This is a genomic window from Accumulibacter sp. (genome assembly GCF_016789985.1).
Lineage (GTDB): Bacteria > Pseudomonadota > Gammaproteobacteria > Burkholderiales > Rhodocyclaceae > Accumulibacter.
In genome coordinates, this window is sequence record NZ_JAEUOL010000246.1 from 1 (window position 1) to 4,353 (window position 4,353).

Below are 4,353 nucleotides of genomic sequence, written 5' to 3' on the forward strand. Positions count from 1 at the left end.
GAACACTCTCTCTTACGTTCGATATATCGACGACTTTGCTGTTTTTCCTTTGACGAACTTATGGGGTGACACAGCAGTATCCGGTTTTGCTGAAGCTCGAACTTATGTCGTTCAGACGACCCCCTTAGCCATTCAACGCTGCCTCCTCATGGCCACCGACCCCGGGGACCTCGTCCTCGATCCCACCTGCGGTTCTGGCACCACCGCCACCGTCGCCGAACAGTGGGGCCGCCGTTGGATCACCATCGACACCTCGCGCGTCGCGCTGGCGCTGGCCCGTGCCCGCATCATGGGCGCCCGCTATCCCTTCTACCTGCTCGCCGATTCCCGTGAGGGCCAGATCAAGGAGGCCGAAGTCACGCGCAGCGCGCCGAGTTCACAGCCGACCCACGGCAACATCCGCCACGGCTTCGTTTATGAGCGCGTGCCGCACATCACGCTGAAGTCCATCGCCAACAACGCCGAGATCGACGTGATCTGGGACGCGTGGCAGGAAAAACTGGAACCCTTGCGCGGTCGACTGCAGGAATTGCTCGAAAATGACTGGCAGGAATGGGAAATTCCGCGCGAGGCCGGCAAGGACTGGCCGGACGCGGCCAAACAGGCGCACGCCGACTGGTGGCAGGCGCGCATCGCCCGGCAGCGGGAAATCGACGCCTCCATCGCCGCCAAGGCCGAATTCGAATATCTCTACGACAAGCCCTACGAGAACCGGAAGGCAGTGCGCGTCGCCGGCCCGTTCACCGTCGAGAGCCTGTCGCCGCACCGTGTCTTGGGTGTCGATGAAGACGACGAGCTGATCGACACCCTGCGCCAGCAGGAAGCCAGCTATGCGGCGAAGCAGTCCTTCCCGCAGATGATCCTGGACAACCTGAAAACCGCCGGCGTGCAGCAGGCGCACAAGGCCGACCGCATCAGCTTCGTTTCGCTGGTCGCCTGGCCGGGCGACCTGGTCTGTGCGGAAGGCCGCTACCTCGAAGCCGAAGGCGTGGAAAAACGCGCCGCCATCTTCATCGGCCCCGAGTTCGGCACCGTGCAGCGCGCCGATCTCGTCGAAGCAGCGCGCGAAGCCGCCGATGCCGGATTCGACGTGCTGATCGCCTGTGCCTTCAACTTCGAGGCGCACACCACGGAGTTTGCCAAGCTCGGCAAGCTGCCGGTCCTCAAGGCACGCATGAACGCCGACCTGCACATGGCGGAAGACCTCAAGAACACCGGCAAGGGCAACCTGTTCGTGATCTTCGGCGAGCCGGACATCACGCTTCTGCCCGAAGGCGACAGCCTGCGCGTCAAGGTCAATGGCGTCGATGTGTTCAAGCCGCAGACCGGCGAAGTCATCAGCGACGGCGCCGACGGCATCGCCTGCTGGTTCATCGACACCGACTACAACGAAGAAAGCTTCTTCGTCCGCCATGCCTACTTCCTCGGCGCCAGCGATCCCTACCGCGCCTTGAAGACGACGCTGAAAGCCGAAATCGACGCCGCAGCCTGGGCCTCGCTCAACAGCGACACCTCGCGCCCGTTCAGGAAACCGAAGTCCGGGCGGATTGCGGTGAAGGTCATCAATCACCTGGGGGACGAAGTGATGAAGGTGTTTCGCGTGGCATGATGCTTGACTGGATTAAAGAGTACGGAGAAACCGAATGGCGTTGATCGAAGGATTTCGGGTCAAGAATTACCGGGCGCTGCGGGATGTAACGCTGGGTAAATTGTCGACTGGACAACAGCAGGCCGACCCGCTGACGCCCTTCACGGTGGTGATCGGCAAGAACGGCGCCGGCAAGAGTACTTTGTTCGATGCCTTTGGCTTCGTCGCCGATTGTCTATCGACGGACTTGGAAACTGCCTGCGACGCCAAACAACGTGGCGGGTTCGAGCGGATGCGCTCGCTTGGAACAGACGAACCGATTTGCTTTGAGATTTACTACCGCGAATCAAAAAGCGAGCGGCCGATCACGTACGAACTACACCTCGACTTGGATGAGTCGGGCCGCCCCTATGTGCAATACGAGTTTCTCGGGCAACGCCGAAAAGGTCAGAAGTTTGGTCGTCCCTATCCCTTTCTGCGTTTGACGCAAGGATCAGGAATGGCATGGGCGGGTGACACCGCTCTCGAGGGCGAGGGCGACGAGGAGCCAAACACGAAGAGGGACGTTACCCTCACCGATCTTCGGCAACTGGGTATTGCCACGTTGGGAACGCTCAAGGAACATCCACGCATCAAACGGTTCAGGGATTTTTTGAAAGGCTGGTATCTCTCCTACTTCCACCCTGACGCGGCACGCTCAATTCCTTCTGCCGGTGCGCAGCGTCACCTGAACATGCACGGCGACAACATCGGCAACGTGGTGCAATACATGGAAAGGGAGCACAAGGAGCGCTTCCAGTCAATTCTTGATCGGATCGCAGCAAAAATCCCCGGCATCCAGAGCATCAAGACATTGGTGACGCAAGACAAGCGGGTACTGCTGCAATTCAATGACGGGGCGTTCGCCGATCCGTTTTACGCAGGGCAGATGTCAGATGGGACGCTGAAAATTTTCGCTTACCTTTTGTTGATGGAAGACCCTGAGCCACCTCCGTTTATTTGTATCGAAGAACCGGAAAATGGTCTGTATCACAGATTGCTGGATACGCTGGCCACCGAATTGCGGAATCACGCGACCGGGAAAAAGAACGCACCGCAGATTTTCGTGACGACCCATCAGCCTTATTTCGTAGACGCGCTGACTCCTCAGGAAGTGTGGATACTGAAAAAAGGTGCAGATGGGTATTCGACGGTACGACGCGTATCCGAACTGGCGTTGGTGACGAATTTGGTCGACGAAGGCTTGCCGCTTGGTAGTCTCTGGTATAGCGACTATCTGGACGTGGACTGAGTCATGCATATTGAAGTGCTTGTGGAGGACAATTCGGGGGCCAAGTTGGTCGTGACGTTGCTGCCTGCTTTGATTGGGAGCTATGGAGAGCCACATACCTGGCGTGTTCACGCTTACAAAGGGATAGGACGTCTGCCCCCCAACCTGGCAGCCGGGGGTGACCCGGCCAAACGTGCTTTGCTCAATCAGCTTCCAAGATTGTTGGCCGGATATGGCAAAACACCTGGCATCGACGCCATCGTGGTGGTGGTCGATAACGATGAACGCGACTGCAAGGTGTTTCTGGGGGAACTGAAAGCGCTTCTGGCAAAGTGCGACCCCGCCCCGAATACGCTTTTCCGACTGGCAATTGAGGAGATGGAAGCTTGGTATTTTGGTGACAGACAGGCGATCTTGTCAGCTTACCCTAAAGCAAAAATGGCTGTACTGGATGCTTACGTGCAAGACAGCCTTTGCGGGACGTGGGAACGCCTCGCCGATGCAGTGTATCCGGGAGGAAGCGCAGCGATACGTAAAGCAGGCTGGCCGCTGCCTGGGCAAGTCAAAGACGAATGGGCAGAAGCCATCGCACGTTACATGAACGCGGAGGAGAACCAGTCCCCCAGCTTCGCTAAATTCCGTGACGGAATCCTGAGCTTGATTGCCTGACTTGGCGGGTTTTCTTATGGAATTGCGTATCGCCGATACTTTTACGGATAGCCTGGCCCGGCTGAGCGGCGACGAGCAGAAGGCCGCCAAGACGACGGCCTTCGACCTGCAACTGAATCCCGCCAGCCCCGGCCTGAGTTTCCACAAGCTGGATCGTGCCAGGGACAGGAATTTCTGGTCGGTCCGCACAAGCAGCGACATTCACCTGATCGTCCATCGCGGCGAATCGAGCCTGCTGCTCTGCTACGTCGATCATCACGACAAGGCGTATGAGTGGGCCGCGCGGCGCAAGCTCGAAACCCATCCGAGAACCGGCGCGGCGCAACTGATCGAGATCCGCGAGACGGTGCAGGAAATCATCGTGCCGGTCTACGTGCAGAGCGAGTTGCCGCTGGTGGCGCCCCCGCGAAACCGGCATCGGCAGCGAAGCCGCTGTTCCCGGGCGTGTCCGACGACGAGTTGCTGAGCTACGGCGTTCCGCCGGAGTGGTTGCCCGATGTCAAGCAAGTGACCGAGGACACCCTGCTCGCGCTCGCCGACCATCTGCCCGCCGAAGCAACCGAGGCGCTGCTGGAACTCGCGACCGGCGGCAAGCGTTAGTGCAACATGCTTTCTGTAAATTTCCTTCGAGCTGGAACGGCGTTGCCGTGTTGCCCGCAGCGATGTGGGCGCGTCGCGCCCGAAGAGCGGAGGGCGGCTCGGCAACGCGGCGCGAAGCCAGCCGGCCTGTATCCCAAGTGATTCTTTCGGGGCACTCTTACCCAAACCTTCGAAGGAGTCGACAAAATGGCGCAACGCGTCGAGCATCACCCCCTGGACGCCGCTT

Annotated in this window: 3 protein-coding genes and 1 pseudogene; all 4 read left to right on the forward strand. The window is 59.3% G+C overall.

Annotation, left to right across the window (positions count from 1 at the left end; all coding sequences use genetic code 11):
• On the forward strand, positions 1 to 1,609 hold a 1,609-nt coding region (locus tag JNK99_RS14050; RefSeq protein WP_291854158.1), incomplete at its 5' end, for a DNA methyltransferase.
• 34 nt (positions 1,610 to 1,643) lie between these two features.
• Positions 1,644 to 2,879, forward strand: a complete 1,236-nt coding sequence (locus JNK99_RS14055) for an AAA family ATPase (protein ID WP_291854160.1) — start codon at positions 1,644 to 1,646, stop codon at positions 2,877 to 2,879.
• A 3-nt stretch (positions 2,880 to 2,882) separates the two neighbouring features.
• Positions 2,883 to 3,527: a hypothetical protein gene (locus tag JNK99_RS14060; protein ID WP_291854162.1), complete on the forward strand. Its 645-nt coding sequence runs from the start codon at positions 2,883 to 2,885 to the stop codon at positions 3,525 to 3,527.
• Positions 3,528 to 3,543: 16 nt separating this feature from the next.
• A pseudogene (locus JNK99_RS14065) lies at positions 3,544 to 4,118 on the forward strand (DNA helicase); the annotation flags it as partial.
• Positions 4,119 to 4,353 lie beyond the last annotated feature (235 nt).